The 15,271-nt window shown below is 73.2% G+C and carries 13 protein-coding genes; 8 read left to right on the top strand and 5 right to left on the bottom strand.

What is annotated here, in order from left to right; all coding sequences use genetic code 11:
• Positions 1-38 precede the first annotated feature (38 nt).
• Together ABZU32_RS01890 and ABZU32_RS01885 are read right to left on the bottom strand one after the other, a co-directional pair.
• On the bottom strand, positions 39-1,244 hold the full coding sequence (locus tag ABZU32_RS01890; protein WP_354915786.1) for a hypothetical protein: 1,206 nt from the start codon (positions 1,242-1,244) through the stop codon (positions 39-41).
• Positions 1,245-1,295: 51 nt separating this feature from the next.
• Positions 1,296-2,432, bottom strand: a complete 1,137-nt coding sequence (locus ABZU32_RS01885; protein ID WP_354915783.1) for a peptidase — start codon at positions 2,430-2,432, stop codon at positions 1,296-1,298.
• A gap of 308 nt (positions 2,433-2,740) precedes the next feature.
• Here ABZU32_RS01885 and dxr point away from each other — a divergent pair, with 308 nt between their 5' ends.
• From dxr to ABZU32_RS01850, 7 genes are all read left to right on the top strand, one after another.
• On the top strand, positions 2,741-3,988 hold the full coding sequence (gene dxr, locus ABZU32_RS01880; RefSeq protein WP_354915780.1) for a 1-deoxy-D-xylulose-5-phosphate reductoisomerase: 1,248 nt from the start codon (positions 2,741-2,743) through the stop codon (positions 3,986-3,988).
• Positions 3,989-4,132: 144 nt separating this feature from the next.
• Positions 4,133-5,302, top strand: a complete 1,170-nt coding sequence (ispG, locus tag ABZU32_RS01875; protein WP_354915776.1) for a flavodoxin-dependent (E)-4-hydroxy-3-methylbut-2-enyl-diphosphate synthase — start codon at positions 4,133-4,135, stop codon at positions 5,300-5,302.
• 145 nt (positions 5,303-5,447) lie between these two features.
• Positions 5,448-6,557, top strand: coding sequence for a PP2C family protein-serine/threonine phosphatase (locus ABZU32_RS01870; RefSeq protein WP_354915773.1), 1,110 nt, complete (start codon positions 5,448-5,450; stop codon positions 6,555-6,557).
• A gap of 193 nt (positions 6,558-6,750) precedes the next feature.
• Positions 6,751-8,340 (top strand): alpha/beta hydrolase, encoded by a 1,590-nt coding sequence (locus tag ABZU32_RS01865; RefSeq protein ID WP_354915770.1) that lies wholly within the window; start codon positions 6,751-6,753, stop codon positions 8,338-8,340.
• 47 nt (positions 8,341-8,387) lie between these two features.
• Complete coding sequence (locus tag ABZU32_RS01860) at positions 8,388-9,230, top strand: GNAT family N-acetyltransferase (protein WP_354915845.1); 843 nt, start codon at positions 8,388-8,390, stop codon at positions 9,228-9,230.
• 62 nt (positions 9,231-9,292) lie between these two features.
• Positions 9,293-10,045, top strand: coding sequence for a HipA family kinase (locus tag ABZU32_RS01855; RefSeq protein ID WP_354915767.1), 753 nt, complete (start codon positions 9,293-9,295; stop codon positions 10,043-10,045).
• A gap of 53 nt (positions 10,046-10,098) precedes the next feature.
• Positions 10,099-10,485: a DUF3037 domain-containing protein gene (locus ABZU32_RS01850; RefSeq protein WP_354915841.1), complete on the top strand. Its 387-nt coding sequence runs from the start codon at positions 10,099-10,101 to the stop codon at positions 10,483-10,485.
• A gap of 99 nt (positions 10,486-10,584) precedes the next feature.
• Here the strand turns inward: ABZU32_RS01850 and ABZU32_RS01845 are convergent, their stop codons facing one another.
• Positions 10,585-11,952 (bottom strand): alkyl sulfatase dimerization domain-containing protein, encoded by a 1,368-nt coding sequence (locus ABZU32_RS01845; protein ID WP_354915764.1) that lies wholly within the window; start codon positions 11,950-11,952, stop codon positions 10,585-10,587.
• 229 nt (positions 11,953-12,181) lie between these two features.
• Here ABZU32_RS01845 and ABZU32_RS01840 point away from each other — a divergent pair, with 229 nt between their 5' ends.
• Positions 12,182-13,240, top strand: coding sequence for a hypothetical protein (locus tag ABZU32_RS01840; protein WP_354915761.1), 1,059 nt, complete (start codon positions 12,182-12,184; stop codon positions 13,238-13,240).
• Positions 13,241-13,267: 27 nt separating this feature from the next.
• Here the strand turns inward: ABZU32_RS01840 and ABZU32_RS01835 are convergent, their stop codons facing one another.
• Positions 13,268-13,918, bottom strand: a complete 651-nt coding sequence (locus ABZU32_RS01835) for a response regulator transcription factor (RefSeq protein ID WP_354915758.1) — start codon at positions 13,916-13,918, stop codon at positions 13,268-13,270.
• Positions 13,900-15,105: a sensor domain-containing protein gene (locus ABZU32_RS01830; RefSeq protein ID WP_354915754.1), complete on the bottom strand. Its 1,206-nt coding sequence runs from the start codon at positions 15,103-15,105 to the stop codon at positions 13,900-13,902. The genes ABZU32_RS01835 and ABZU32_RS01830 overlap by 19 nt, the downstream gene beginning before the upstream one ends.
• Between the last annotated feature and the right edge of the window lie 166 nt (positions 15,106-15,271).

Here is a 15,271-nt window from a genome sequence, read left to right as displayed (position 1 = left end):
CGGTCGCGTCCTCGGCGTCCGCCGGACTGTCGTCCACCTCAGGCTCGCTGCGCCGCCTCGAACAGCCGGCGGGCCTGATCGCCGAAGTAGGGCCCGTACATCGTGCGCGGGTCGTCGCTGTACTTGAAGCTGCTCACCGAGGTGACCACGCCCTGCCCGGTCGCCGGGTCGAAGGAGCTCAGCCACGGGCCGCCGCTCGACCCGGCGGTGAGGTCACAACGCATGCCCTGGTCGCGGGTCTGGCCGTGCGGGTCGGCGTGCGTTGCGCCCGAGCAGTAGATCAGGTGCTCGCCGTCGTAGGGAGGGTCGGCGGGGAAGCCGAACCCGAAGGCGCGCTCGCCGCGCGGCGCGTCGAAGGCGATCTCCTGGCCGCCGACGACCTGCCCGAGGTGGCGCCCGTCCACCGGGTTGACCGCGACCATGCCGATGTCGTGGCTGTCGTCGCCCTTGGCCGACCAGGGCTCCGGCACGAGCGTCCGCCGGGCGGTGAACACCCCGAAGGGCCGCTCGCCCGCCTCGTAACCCGGCACGAACGTCCAGTTCTCGGCCCAGGGGCCCCGGCCGTCCTTGACGCAGTGGCCGGCGGTGACGACCACGTCCATGGTGCGGCTGCGCACCGCCCCCGCCGAGCAGACGTAGTCGACGCCGCGCATGGTGAGGAACACCCGGCCGGTGGTGCGCGTCACCGCGCCCCCCGCCGCCCACCGGGCGCCGCTGGTGCTGACGCCGGGCGTCCGCGCGGCCGGCCGCGCGGCCACCGGCGCGGTGGACGCGCGGCCGGTGGTGGACCGGCCCTGCCCGGCCGGCCTCTCACGGGACGGGGCGGCGGGACGCGACGGGGCCGGGGGCCGGGTGTGCCCCGGGGGCCTGGTGTGCGGAGGACGGGCGGCGGCGATGCGCAGGGGCAGGCCGCCGGAGCCGAGCCCGCCCAGCCTGGCGACCGAGCCGAGCAGCCCGCCGGGCAGCGCCCGCGCCATGCGCCGGGGCGTCCAGTAGGCGAGGACCCTGCGCTGCTCGGCCTCGGTGAGGGCGGCCACGTGCTGGACCACCCCCGCCGGGACCGAGGCCACCTGCTGGAGGACGCCCGCCCCGGCGACCGGAACGAGCGCGGCGGGCGGTGAGAACGGCGTGGCCGGCAGGCCGGAGCCCGCCGGTGGAAGGACCCGTGCGGAGGCGGCGGGCGCGGCACCGGCCAGCCCCGTGATGAGCGACGCGGCGGCGATCAAGGGGAGGATCGGGGTCATGGATCCCGAGTGTGGACTACGCAAGGTCGCCTTGTGGATACTTTCGGTGAATCAGGTGGCGTCCTGGTTCTGCGCCGTGGTGTAGACCGCCTGCGCCTCCGGGCCGAAGTACGGGCCGAACATCCAGTACGACGCGAAGTTGTACTTGAAGCTGTTCACCGAGTTCAGGGTGCCCGTGCCGGTCGCCTCGCTGAAGCCGAGGAACCACCCGCCGCCGCTGGAGCCGCCGGTCATGTCGCAGGTGAGGCCCTGGTCACTGGAGACCAGGAAGTCGTCGAACACCCGGCCGCTGCAGTAGATCAGCTTCGAGCCGTTGTAAGGGCCGGCCGCCGGGTAGCCGAAGGCGTACATCTGCCGCCCGCGCGGCTGGTTGAAGGCCACGCCCTGGCCGCCGACGACGTCGACCAGGCGCCGGCCGTTCAGCGGCGCCACGACGGCGGCGGCCACGTCGAAGTTCATGTCCTCACTGGCGTTCCACTGCGGCGTGGTGAGCAGGCTGGTGGCGACCCAGGTGCCGTAGGGGCGGGCGCCGTTGTCGTAGCCGGGGACGAACACCCAGTTGGTGTGGAAGGCGCCGCCGAGCTTCACGCAGTGGCCGGCGGTGAGCACGACGCTCTTGTTGGCGCTGGTGACCGCGGTGCCCGAGCAGGAGGCGCTGCGCCCCTGGTAGGTGAAGAAGACCCGTCCCTCGGTCCTGACGATCGTGCCGCCCGCCGTCCACGCGGCGCCCGGCGAGCGGGCCGACAGCGTGGCGGCCGGCGAGGTCGGCGAGGGCGTGGGGGCCGGGGTCTCGGCCTGCGCCGTCGGCGTGGGCGTGGCCGGCGCGGTCGGCGCCGCCTGGGTGGGCGAGGCGGAGGCGGTGGGCTCGGCCGGGGTGTCGGCGCGCTTCACGGCGTGCGCGCCGGGAGCCGGCAGGGTGATCGTCCTGCCGCCGCCGGGCGTGGCGGTCGTGCGCCCGCCGCGCGACCGCACCAGGTCCAGCGGCCTGGCGGCGGCCATCTTGGCCGGGGTCCAGAACTGCTTGACGACGCGCTGTTCCTTGGTGCTGTCGGCCGCGTCGTGAACGGCCGGCCGGGGCGCGGCGGACGGCTTGGCCGCCTCGGCGGTCGAGGCGTTCAGCAGGATTCCCGCCGCCGCCACGGGGGTGATGGCGAGGATGGGGATGAGACGTCGTGCCGTGGGGTGCATGCGGGGTCCTCCATGCGGTGGTCGCGGGAGCCGGGCGCCGCGCCGGCGGGGCGCCCGCCCGGTGTCGGGCCGGCGCGGGACGCTGGACGCGGGCCCGGCTCCCGCGTGATCGGGTGCCGTGCTCTGACGCGGGAAGGTAGTGCGGTGGAATGCGGCATTTCTCGTGATTCGCCGAGACGGGTATGGCGGGTTTCGGGCATTGAGCTGCTGTTTTCTCACCAGTCGCAGTGGTGACACGGAACGGCCCCCGCGGACCTCTCCTCGGCGGTCCGGCGGGCGGGGCCGGGGCGGGCCGCGATAATGGGGGCATGCAGACCCCTCTCGCCGCGCCGGCCGGTCCCGCGGACTCCACCGCCGCCCTCGCGCGCGCCGGCCGTCCCGGCGCCGCGGAGCCGCGCTCGATCGTCGTGCTCGGTTCCACCGGCTCGGTGGGCACCCAGGCCCTGGAGGTCATCGAGCGCGACCCCGCGAGCTTCCGCGTCGCCGGGCTCGTCGCCGGCGGCGGCCAGGTCGACCTGCTGGCCCAGCAGGTGCGGCGGTTCCGTCCCGAGGTCGTCGCGGTCGCCGACGAGCGGGCCGTGCCCGCGCTTCGCGAGGCGATCGGCCCGGTGCCGGTCGTGGCGGGCGCCGAAGGGGTGGCGCAGGTCGCCGCCTGGCCCTGCGACATCGTGCTGAACGGCATCACCGGCGCGGTAGGGCTGACCTCCACGCTGGCCGCGCTGTCGGCGGGGCGGGTGCTGGCCCTGGCCAACAAAGAGTCGCTCATCATCGGCGGGCCGCTGGTCAAGCGGCTGGCCGGGCCGGGCAGCATCCTGCCGGTCGACTCCGAGCACTCGGCCCTGGCCCAGTGCCTGTGGGCGGCGGGGCCCTCCGGCCACGACCCCGCGCAGGTGCGGCGGCTGGTGATCACCGCCAGCGGCGGCCCCTTCCGCGGCCGCGCGCGGGCGGAGCTGACCGGCGTGACCCCCGAGCAGGCGCTGAAGCACCCCACCTGGGACATGGGCACGATGATCACGCTCAACTCGGCGACGCTCGTCAACAAGGGCCTGGAGGTCATCGAGGCCAACCTGCTGTTCGACATCCCCTTCGACCGCATCACCGTGGTCGTCCACCCGCAGTCGGTCGTCCACTCGATGGTCGAGTTCGTCGACGGGTCCACCATCGCCCAGGCCAGCCCGCCCGACATGCGGCTGCCCATCTCGCTGACGCTGGGCTGGCCGTCGCGCGTGCCGGGGGCGGCCGGCGCCGTCGACTGGACCAAGGCCCACACCTGGACGTTCGAGCCGCTGGACGACGAGGCGTTCCCGTCCGTGGCGCTGGCCCGGCACGTCGGCACGCAAGGCGGCACGGCGCCGGCCGTCTACAACGCCGCCAACGAGGAGTGCGCGGAGGCGTTCCTGGCCCGGCGGCTGCCGTTCCTCGGCATCGTCGACACCGTCGCGGCCGTGGTCGGCGAGCATTCCGTGACGCCGGCGGGGTCGGTGGAGGAGGTCCTGGACGCCGACGCCTGGGCCCGCGCCCGGGCCCGCGAACTGGTGGCCGCCCAGGAGGGCTGAGCCGCGCCCGGTCACCGGGGTGTGGCGGGAGTCACAGGTGGCCGGGAACTCCGGCTTTGTCGGCGGGCGGAGCCCACCGGTGCGCGGGGGTCCTTAGACTGGGGGGCGTCTTAGCGCGTCGCCACTATCAAGGTGCTGGAAAAGATGACATCTGTTGATCTGGGGATTCCCTCGGTACGGAGCAAGCCGATCGCCGAGCGGCGGGTGTCGCGGCAGATCATGGTGGGCTCGGTGCCCGTGGGCGGGGGCGCGCCGGTGACGGTGCAGTCCATGACCACCACGCTGACCGCCGACGTGAACGCGACGCTGCAGCAGATCGCCGAGCTCACCGCCTCCGGCTGCCAGATCGTCCGCGTGGCCGTGCCCTCGCAGGACGACGCCGACGCGCTGCCGGCCATCGCGCGCAAGTCGCAGATCCCGGTGATCGCCGACATCCACTTCCAGCCGAAGTACGTCTTCGCCGCCATCGAGGCCGGGTGCGCGGCCGTCCGGGTGAATCCGGGCAACATCAAGAAGTTCGACGACAAGGTCGGCGAGATCGCCAGGGCCGCCGCCGACGCGGGCGTCCCCATCCGCATCGGCGTCAACGCCGGTTCGCTCGACCCCCGCCTGCTGGCCAAATACGGCAAGGCGACCCCCGAGGCGCTGGTGGAGTCGGCGCTGTGGGAGTGCTCGCTGTTCGAGGAGCACGGCTTCCGCGACATCAAGATCTCCGTCAAGCACCACGACCCCGTCGTCATGATCCAGGCGTACCGCCTGCTCGCGGCCCAGTGCGACTACCCGCTGCACCTCGGCGTGACCGAGGCCGGCCCGGCGTTCCAGGGCACGATCAAGTCGGCGGTGGCCTTCGGCGCGCTGCTCGCCGAGGGCATCGGCGACACGATCCGCGTCTCGCTGTCGGCGCCCCCGGTCGAGGAGGTCAAGGTCGGCATCGGCATCCTGGAGTCGCTGAACCTCCGCGAGCGCGGCCTGGAGATCGTCTCCTGCCCCTCCTGCGGGCGCGCCCAGGTGGACGTCTACACCCTGGCCGAGCAGGTGCACGCCGGGCTCGACGGGCTGAAGGTCCCGCTGCGGGTGGCCGTGATGGGCTGCGTGGTGAACGGTCCCGGCGAGGCCCGCGAGGCCGACCTCGGCGTCGCCTCCGGCAACGGCAAGGGGCAGATCTTCGTCAAGGGCGAGGTCGTCAAGACCGTCCCCGAGTCGCAGATCGTCGAGACGCTCATCGAGGAGGCCCTGCGCCTGGCCGAGGAGATGGGCGTGGAGGTCGACCTCGACGACGACGAGGCGTCCGGCCCGCAGGTCGTCGTCGGCTGATCTCCGCCCGCCCCCGGCTGTCTCACCATTCGGGACGGCGGCCGGTCGGCGGCACAGGGCGAAATCCCCTGCAGTGCAGGCGTTTCCGCAGGTCACAGCGGGCACGGGTTTTTCGCCCGGGCTCGTGCTGGTGTATGCATGAAGGGTGCGGCACGCGCGGGGCAGAACGGACGGGCACCGGCCGTGGCGGACGGGCCACGCGCTGGTGGCGATCCCGCTCGTGCTCATCTTCGTGATCACCGTGGCCGACCTGCTGACGCCGCGCGAGATCGAGCTGAGCCCCCTGCTGATCACCGCTCCGGCGATCACCGCCTCGTTCTCCGGGCCGTGGGTCACCGGGAGCGTGGGCGTGCTGTCCTTCGCCGGCGAGATGGTCGTCAGCGCGCACGACGGCACCATCGCCGACCGGCCCGTGCAGACGCAGTTCGCCGCGGCCGTCGTGGTCACGGTGTTCCTGGTGCTGTTCTCCTACCTGCGCGAGCGGCACCAGCAGGTCCTCACGCGCGTGCGGTCGGTCTCCGAGGCCGCCCAGCGGGCGCTGCTGCGCCCCCTGCCCGCGCGGCTCGGGTCGTTGCGGCTGGCCTCCATGTACCTGGCGGCCGAGGAGGAGGCGCAGATCGGCGGCGACCTGTACGCCGCGGCCCGCACCGATTCCCGGGCGCGCATCGTCATCGGCGACGTCCGTGGCAAGGGGCTTCCCTCGGTGTCCGACGCCGCCCTGCTCCTCGGCTCCTTCCGCGAGGCGGCGCGCAGGCACGCCACCCTGCCCGACGTGGCCCGGTACCTGGACCAGAGCGTGCGGTCCGACCTCGACGAGCACACAGAGGACCTCGAGCAGGCGCAGGAGAACTTCATCACCGCGGCCGTCATCGAGATCCCGCACGACCGGGCGGTGATCGAGATGATCGACTGCGGCCACCCGCCGCCGCTGCTCCTGCGCGACCACCAGGTCATGACGCTGGACGCGGCCAGGCCCGCGCCGCCGCTCGGCCTCGGCGAGCTGGCCGACCCGCTGTACGAGGTGGAGACCTTCGACTTCAAGGCCGGTGACACGCTGCTGCTCTACACCGACGGCGTCATCGAGGCCCGCGGCCGCGGCGGCGAGTTCTACCCGCTGGCCGACCGGCTGATGAGCTGGGAGGGCGACGGTCCCGAGACGCTGGTGCGGCACGTCCGCGACGACCTGCTCGCCTATGTCGGGGGGCGGCTCGGCGACGACGCCGCGATGGTCGCGATCCAGCGCCTGCCGGACTGACCTTCCACCGTCATCATCCGGGTCATTCCGTCATGCCTTCGATCCGCCCGAGCGCGACCGCGCGCGAAGCGTTGGATAACGGTGCGCAATCGAATGACTACAGATCGGTAAACATTGGGCCGGGTCGCCGGTCGTCGCGCGGCCGGGTCCGGGAGCATCGGCTTCTGCCACAGCCGCAGAGGGGAGTCAACGGGTGAGACGGGTTGTCAGTGTCATGGCCGGCGTGACCTTGCTGGTCACCGGGCTGACGGGAGCGACGGCGCGCGGAGCGGCCGCCGAGCCCAAGGGCGGGCCGACGTGGGCCGAGTGCCCCGGGCCGAAGTCGGTGGTCACGGTCGAGTGCGCGTCGCTGAACGTGCCGCTGAACCCGGCCGCGCCGGACGGGCGCGCCATCGCCCTGGCGCTCAGCCGCGTCCGGGGCGCGGAGTCCCACGACCACCGCCGAGGGCTCGGCGTCCTGCTGGTCAACCCCGGCGGTCCCGGCGCGCCCGGGGTGAACCTGGCCCGGTACGTGGCCGCCGCCCTGCCCAAGGACGTCGCCGCGCGCTACGACATCGTGGGCTTCGACCCCAGGGGCGTCGGGGCCAGCGAGCCGGCGCTCCACTGCGTGGACCCCAAGACGCACTTCGCCGCGCCGCGCCCGGACCAGGTGCCGGCCAACGACGCGGCAGAGGCGGCGCTGCTCGCCCGGGCCAAGGGGTACGCCGAGGCGTGCGCGACGCGCTGGTCGTGGCTGCTGCCGCACATGACCACGGAGAACTCCGCCCGGGACATGGACGCCATCCGGCGGGCGCTCGGCGAGGACAAGATCAGCTACCTGGGGTACTCCTACGGCACCTACCTCGGCTCGGTGTACGCGACGCTGTTCCCCAACCGGGTCAGGCGGCTGGTGCTCGACAGCGTGGTCGACCCCGAGGGGGTCTGGTACGACTCGAACATCGCCCAGGACTACTCCTTCGACCGGCGGCACCGCCAGTTCCTCGCCTGGGTCGCCCGGCACGACGACGCCTACCACCTGGGCGACACCGAGACCGAGGTGGCCAGGGCCTGGTACGGCATGCGCCGGCGGCTCGGCCTGCGGCCCGCCGGGGGCCTGGTCGGCCCGAGCGAGCTGGACGACATCTACACCGTCGGCGGGTACACCAACGCCGTCTGGCCGCTGTTCGCGGCCGTCTTCTCCGCCTACGTCAAGAAGGGGCGGCCGGAGGGCCTGGTGGCCGCCTACCGCCGCCACGTGGACCACGACGCCGCCGCCGAGAACAACTACGCCGTCTACCTGGCGGTGCAGTGCCGTGACGCCGCATGGCCGCGCGACTGGGCGCGCTGGCAGGCCGACACCGCCAAGGTGAACGCCAAGGCGCCGTTCATGGCCTGGCCGAACGCCTGGTACAACGCGCCCTGCGCGTTCTGGCCGGAGAAGGGCGGCACGCCGGTGCACGTCGGCGACGTCGCCCACCTGCCTTCGATCCTGCTCGTCCAGTCCAGGCACGACGCCGCCACGCCCTACGCGGGCGCGGTGCGGGTGCGCGAACGCTTCCCGACGGCCCGGCTGCTGGTGGAGGGCGGCGGCAACCACGGGGTCTCTCTCGGGGACAACTCCTGCGTCGACCGGCACCTGGCCGCCTACCTGCGGGACGGCACCGTTCCCGGCGGCAGGGCCGAGCAGCGCACCGGGCGGCGGCCGGACGCCTTCTGCGCCGCCTCGGCCGAGCCCCGCCCGCCGCAGCCGGCCGAGGCCAACCCCGCGCACCCAAGGCCGGCGCAGGCGATCAACGGCCAGTAGGGTCGGTTCGTTCCAAAATCGGGGCTGTCGCGTAGGCTAAGCCCGTGATGCTGCGAACATCGGCGTCGCGGGTGCTCGACGATCAGGACCGCGACGAGGTGCTCACGCTCCTCGACGCGGACCCCGTCGCCAACGTCTTCGTCGCCTCCCGGGTCCGGTCCGTCGGGCTGAGCCCGGCCCGGCTCGGCGGACAGATGTGGGGGTTCGGCCCGCGCGGTGGGCTGACCTCGCTGTGCTATGCCGGCGCCAACCTGGTCCCGGTCAACGCCGGCCCCGAGGCCGTGCAGGCCTTCGCCGACCGTGCCCGCAGGCAGGGCCGGCGGTGTTCCTCGATCGTGGGCCCGGCCGACGCGGTGGAGAAGCTGTGGGAGCGGCTGGAGCCCTACTGGGGGTCCGCGCGGGCGATCCGCTGGGCCCAGCCGGTGATGGCCACCTCCTCGCCCTCTCCGGTGCCGCCCGACCCGCTGGTCCGCCAGGTACGCCCGGAGGAGTTCGCCACGCTGCTGCCCGCATGCGTGGCGATGTTCACCGAGGAGGTCGGCATCTCGCCCGATTTGGGGGACGGCGGCGCGCTCTACCGCTCCCGGGTGGCCGAGTTGATCCGCATCGGCCGCTCGTTCGCCCGCATCGAGGACGGCCAGGTCGTCTTCAAGGCCGAGGTCGGGGCGGTGACGCCGCAGGTCTGCCAGATCCAGGGCGTGTGGGTGCATCCCGACCGCCGCGGCCAGGGGCACGCCGTCTCGGGCATGGCCGCCATCGTGGACCTGACGCTGCGCCACTTCGCCCCGGTGGTGTCGCTCTACGTCAACGACTTCAACGTCCCCGCTCGCGCGGCCTACCGCAGAGTCGGCTTCAAAGAGGTCGACACCTTCATGTCCGTCCTTTTCTGAACCCGTCAGGCGTGCCTCCCCGGGGGCGCGGGGTGGGGCGGAGAGCTGGGTACCCTTGGCGGGTGCTCGAACTGGTGACCGCGACGCGCTATGTGACCCCCCTCCGGGAGGGGGGATCGCTGCCCGGCGTCGTCGAGGCGGACGATCTTGGTACCTATGTCGTGAAATTCCGCGGTGCGGGGCAGGGGCGGCGGGTGCTGGTCGCCGAGATCATCTGCGCGGAGCTGGCCCGGCGGATCGGGCTGCGCACCCCTGAGCTGAAGGTCGTCGACCTCGACCCGCGCATCGGCGCGCGCGAGCCCGACCAGGAGATCCAAGATCTGCTCCAGGCCAGCGAGGGCCACAACCTGGGCGTCGACTTCCTGCCCGGGTCGCTCGGCTTCGACCCGCTGGCCTGGACCGCCGACGCCGACCTCGCCTCCCGCGTCCTGTGGTTCGACGCGCTGGTCCACAACGTCGACCGCAGCTGGCGCAACCCCAACCTGCTGGTCTGGCACGGCGACATCTGGCTGATCGACCACGGCGCCGCGCTGTGGTTCCACCACAACTGGCGCACCGCCGACCCGCAGCGCCGCTTCGACGCCGGCGACCACGTGCTCGCGCCCTTCGCCACGCGCGTCAAGCAGGCCGACGCCGAGCTGCCCGGCCTGATCACCGAGGAGCTGCTCGGCGAGGTCGTCGCCCTGGTCCCCGACGAGTGGCTGGAGGGCGAGCCCGGCTTCCCCGACGCCGCCTCCGTGCGCCGCGCCTACGTCGACCACCTGCTCGCGCGCGCCCACGGCCCGCGCGCCTGGCTGCCGGAGGCCGGCCGATGACCACCGCGCTCCCGCCCGAGCACCGCGCCGGCTCCGTCGATACCCGCGAGACGATGGCCGTCTACGAGTACGCGGTGATCCGCGTCATGCCCTGCGTGGTCCGCGGCGAGTTCCTCAACGTGGGGGTGATCCTCTACTCCCAGCCGAACGGCTACCTGTGCGCCCGCGCCGAGCTGGAGGAGTCCCGGCTCCGCGCGCTGGACGAGACCGTGGACGTGGGGGAGGTCGGCAAGGCGCTGGCGGCCTACGAGCGCGCGTGCTCGGCCGACGCGGGGCCGCTGCGCGGCGAGTCGCTCGGCGGACGCTTCCGCTGGCTCACCGCCCCGCGCAGCACGGTCGTGCAGACAGGCCCGGTCCACGCCGGGCTGACCGGCGACCCGGAGGCCGAGCTGGAATGCCTGCTCGACCGGCTGGTCCGCAGGCGTACCTCGGCGCACTAGCGTGCCGTCAAGGCTTTCGGGCCGGGTCGCGCGGCCTTCCGCGAAGGTCGACCCGCCCCGCGCTCGGCTACGGGGGAAAGCCGGGCGCGGGACGGGCGTTCATGGAGCCGCCGGCCCGCGGGCACCCGGCGGCCGGCCTCCGTCGTGGGCGGCGGTGGAGGGCACCCACCACATCTGGCCGCCGGCGATCTCGTGGTACACGTCGAGCAGGTCCTTGCCGGTCGTCACGCTGCGCGACTCGGCCGCCGCCCAGGTGTAGACGCCGCGCGACATGGTGGAGGTCTCCTGCCGCACCCGCAGCGTGTAGACGCGCGCCCTGATCTCGTGCACCTTTCGGTCGGACGGGTCGGCCTGGGTGGCCAGCTCGGCGAGCTGGCAGGCCAGGCGCAGGTCGCCCTCGGCGGCCGCCGTGGCGGCGCGCGTGGCCAGGGCCGCCGCCCCGCCGGACAGGTCGGCCAGCGCGTGGGCGAGGACGTCGTCGGGCGGGGGCTTCAGGCGGGCGGGGTTGCCGTCGTGCCAGCCGCCGTACAGCCGCCAGATGTTGCGCACGACGAACTCCGGCTCGTCGTAGTGCGGTTGCAGGTAGGGCCGGCCGGCCAGCGCCTCGGGCGGGCGGACGGCGTGGATGATCTCGTCGAGCCGGGCGCCGGCGTTCATCATGTCCAGCGTCTGCTCGACCAGGCTGTCCAGGTAGTCGGCGGTGTCGGTCAGCGCCTGGCGCACGCGCGCCGCGCCGGCGATCGGCAGGCCGTGGCCGGGCAGCAGCACCTCGGGCGACAGGGCGGCCATCTTGCGCAGGGCCAGAGCCCACTCGTCGGGGTACCGCTGGACCTTCTGCGGGTTGCCCGCGTTCGGGGTGACCCAGATGAACAGGTCACCGGTCAGCAGGACGCCGCGCTCGGGCAGGAACGCCCAGGTGGCGTCGTCGGTCTCGCCGCGCGCGTGCCGCAGTTCGAGGGTGACGTCACCGAGGGAGAGGTCGATCCGGTCGTGGTAGGTCAGGTCCGGCCGGCGGAAGCTCGTCGGCCACACCATCCGGGTGAAGCCGAACTGGCGTTGGTTGATCACCGTGTTGTACCCGGCCGTCCTGGCGTAACGGACGAACCGGGCGGCGACCTTCTCGTGGGCGATCACCTGGGGCCGCGGGCCGCTCTCGGCGTCGAAGGGCTCCATGCCGGCGACGTGGTCGAAGTGGCCGTGCGAGAAGATCGCGTAACGGACCGGCTCGTCCGACCAGGCGCGCATGGCCGCGTGCATCGTGCGCGCGTCCACGTTGTTGCCCGAGTCGAACAGAGCCAGGCCGCCGTCCCCCCTGATGCCGTAGACGTTGCCGAACGCCGGCCACATGACCACGCCTTCGGCCACCTCCTGCACCCCCCTCGAGCGCAGGTCCCGCAGCGGCACCTCCTGCGGGGGCACCGACCCGCGCCAGACACTGTCCGCGTGCTCGAGGATCGGCGATGTCATATGCCAAGCATGGCCTCGACCGATCCGGTGGCAGCAGTAGGGAGATCCCTACACCTGACCACGGCGCGTCCCGTCCCGCGCGGTTCGCTCGCGTCCGGCGTCACGGCCACGGTCGGACGGGGCCGGTCGGCGACTGATGGGAGGTCGCCCGGTGTGGGGGAATTTGGACCGATCCTTGGTCAAGATCCGTTATCATCGCCTGCGCTGCCCCCACCTCCTGAGGAGTGCGATGAGCCGACGATGGGTCGTTCCGCCTCTGCTCGCGGTCGCCGCCGTGGCCTGCGTCCTGACGGCGGCTCCCGCCTCCGCGCGGGCCCCCGCGGACGACCCCACCTGGGTCAAGGTATCCATGGTGAACGTCACGTCCGTGCGCAAGACCGTGCTCGGCTGGACTCCGGCGCGGTTCAAGGCGGCCAGGGTCGCGGAGGCCGTGCCGGTCAAGAAGGTGCGGCATCCGGAGTTCCCGACCGGGAAGCCGCACGAGATCGGGAAGGTGAAGGGAAAGCCGCCCAAGGTCACCGGCGTGCCCAAGACGGTCGGCCGGGTCTTCTTCACTCGCGGCGGCCGCGACTACACCTGCGCGGCGACCTCCGTATCGGGGGCCGAGCAGAGCCTCGTCATGACCGCGGGCCACTGCGTGTACGACGTCGTCGGCAGGGCGGCCGTGAAGTCCCTGGTGTTCGTCCCGGGGTACAGACGCGGTGAGGCGCCGTACGGGGTGTACGCGGGGAAGACAGGGTACGTCTGGAACCACTTCACCCAGCACGGTGACTTCGACTTCGACGTCGCCTTCGTCACCGTGCACGACGGTCTCAAGCGCGACGGGGACGCCTGGGAGGACGCGGGCACACTCGGCGAGGTGGTGGGGGGTCAGGGCTTCACCTGGAGCCAGAAGGACGCGCAGGTCTTCGCCGCGTTCGGCTACGGCACCCGGCAGACGCCCGGCTACTGCGCCGGGCCGTCGAAGACCACCGCGCCGCAGCGGAGATACGGCGTGAACAACCAGATCGGCATCGCCTGCAAGCTGTCCGACCAGGCGATCGGCGGGCCGTTCATCCTGAAATATGACGCCGCCAAGAAGATGGGCTACGTCAACGGAGTCGTCAGCCTGGTGGTCACCGCCGACGGCAAGCGGTACCTCTCCTCCCCCTACTTCGCGTACTGGGTCTATGTGCTCTACGCCAACGCCGGGGGGAAGATCGTCGAGCAGAGCACATCGCCTTCGGCGTTGAGCAGCCCGGCGGTGTCGGGCTCCCCGGCGACCGGCGGCTTTCGGGCTCATCGCTGACTCCCGCTCTCGACTCCTGCCCGGCCGTCAGCCTCGCAGGTAGGTGAGGACGGCCAGGACGCGGCGGTGGTCGTCTTCGGCGGGGGGCAGGTCCAGCTTGGCCAGGATTCCGGCGATGTGCTTGGACACCGCCGCCTCGGTGACCACCAGCCGCCGGGCGATGGCGGCGTTCGAGCGGCCTTCGGCGATGAGCCCGAGCACCTCCCGCTCGCGGGGCGTCAGACGGGCCAGCGGGGCGCGGCGGCGGCCGAGCATCTGCCGGACGACCTCGGGATCGACGATCGTGCCGCCGGCGGCGACCCGCTCAAGGGCGTCGACGAAGTCCCTGACGTCGCCGACGCGGTCCTTGAGCAAGTAGCCGATGCCCGCGTCCGCGCCCATGTCGAGGAGCTCGGCCGCGTAGGTCTGTTCGACGTACTGGCTGAGCAGCAGCACCGCCGTCCTCGGGCGGTCGGCCCGCAGGGCCAGGGCGGCGCGCACGCCCTCGTCGGTGAAGTCGGGCGGCATCCGGACGTCCATGACCACGATGTCGGGCTCGTGCTCCCGCACGGCGTCCAGCAGGGCGCCGGCGTCGCCGACCGACGCGACGACCTGGTGGCCGAACCGTTCGAGCAGCCCGGCCAGCCCTTCGCGCAGCAGGACGACGTCTTCGGCGATGGCTACGCGGAGAGGGGGCACGGAATTTCCACTCGAAGCGAGGTGGGGCCGCCGGGCGGGCTGGACAGGGTCATGACGCCGTCGACGACGGCGAGCCGGTCGGCCAGCCCGGACAGCCCCGACCCCGCCGCCGGGTCGGCGCCGCCGACCCCGTCGTCCTCCACCTGGAGCACCAGCGTGTCGTCCAGCAGCCTGCCGCGGACCAGGCAGTGGTTCGCCGCGCTGTGCCTGGCCACGTTCGCCAGCGCCTCGGTGGTGACGTAGTAGGCGGTCACCTCGATCGGGCCGGGCAGTCGCGCGGGCAGGGAGATGTCCACCTCGACGGGCACCGGCGACCGGCCCGCCACGTCGAGCACGGCGGCGGGCAGCCCACGATCGGTCAGCACGTGCGGATGGATGCCGCGGATCAGCTCGCGCAGCTCCGCCAGCGCTCTTTTGGCCTCCCCGTGCGCCTGGTCGATCTGGACGGCGGCCGGCGAGCCCGGTGGCAGGTCGAGCAGGGCGAGCCCCAGCTTCATGGTGAGCGAGACCAGCCGCTGCTGGGCCCCGTCGTGCAGGTCGCGCTCGATGCGCCGCCGCTCGCTCTCGAAGGCGTCGACGAGCCGGGCGCGCGAGCGGACGACCTCGGTGTCGTCCGGCGCGAGGACCGCGCGGACGATGCTCGCCCGGGTGCCCGCCCAGGCGGTGACGACATAGGCGGCCACGGGGAACAGCAGAAGCCCACCGGCGGCCAGGAGCCAGCCGGTCGGGGAGTCGACGGTGGGCTGCAACGGTCCCGACAGCAGGAGCAGCGGCAGCCAGATGGCCTGGAACGCCACGCCCAGGTCGACGAACCACATGACCATCGCGACCGGCAGGAGGGCCATCTCACGCCAGGTGGCCTGTTCGCGCAGCCGGGTGGCGAACCAGGCGCGCACGCCCGGCCGTTCGGGGGGCCGGTGCGGGTCGGCGGTGGGGCGGAGGTCCACCAGGCCGAGCCGCGCCCGCTCGAGCCGCGCGGCGGCAAGCCCGCTCACCACGACGAGCGGCGGCAGGACGGCGCAGGCGACCGCGAGCCCGTACAGGTACGCGAGGGCGGCCAGGGCGGCGGGGGCAAGGGCGAGATAGGCGCTGGACAGCAGGTACGCCAGCGAACGCCACGGCCAAGGCGAGCGCAGGAACGCCGACGGCTTGCGGGTGAGGGACTCCAGGGCGGTCCGGGCGAGCACGGTCCGACGCTATCCGACCTCCGCAGCCCGCACAGTGGTGCTGGGTCTACCTCCGGTCCTCGCCGTAGCGCCAGTGTGCGGCCGCCCCCGACCGGCTTGGCTTGCCGTCATGGAGAACGCAGAGACGGCCCGCCCAGGCATGGGTCACCCGGCCTTGGAACGCCTG

The organism is Sphaerisporangium sp. NPDC005288 (genome assembly GCF_040607475.1).
Lineage (GTDB): Bacteria > Actinomycetota > Actinomycetes > Streptosporangiales > Streptosporangiaceae > Sphaerisporangium > Sphaerisporangium rhizosphaerae.
Note: the sequence above shows the minus strand (reverse complement) of the source record. Positions and strands in the feature narration are given on the sequence as shown.